Consider the following 507-nt stretch of genomic DNA (forward strand, 5'->3'; position numbering starts at 1 on the left):
AGTCATAACCACCGGCTTAGCCGGTGGCTTCCATCAGCCCTATAAGGGCATGGTACTAGCAAGCGCCTAAGAAGGCGCCCTGAAAGTCTGCCAACCGCGAGCGGTCTCGGGCTTGCCCCTTAAAGGGGCTTTTTTACTTGCCCTCTCCTACCGACTCACCCGTAAACGGGTCGAACAGTTCTTTCATCGTGAGTTGTTCGTAGTTCTTATCTTCTGTTAGCTGATTCCGAATGTTTTCGGCGATCGCTTTCCTGTTACGTCCTACCGTATCCACAAAGTATCCTCTACACCAAATCTGTCGATTTCCGTAGCGTTACTTCAGATTTGCAAACTTATCAAAGATCATGAGCGAACTTTTTCCCTTCAAGTTTCCCATGAATTCCGACACGCTCAACTTTGGTGGAATACTCACCAACATATGAATATGATCTGGACACGCTTCTGCTTCGTGGATCTCTACACCTTTGCGCTCACATAATTCTCGAATGATTTTCCCAATTTCTCGCT

1 pseudogene is annotated in these 507 nt (G+C 47.3%); it reads right to left on the minus strand.

The features are described from left to right. Positions 1-133: 133 nt before the first annotated feature. Positions 134-507 (minus strand): annotated as a pseudogene (gene tnpA, locus ACFO3S_RS27935) (IS200/IS605 family transposase); the annotation flags it as partial.

It is taken from the genome of Cohnella hongkongensis (genome assembly GCF_042654645.1).
GTDB lineage: Bacteria > Bacillota > Bacilli > Paenibacillales > Paenibacillaceae > Cohnella > Cohnella hongkongensis.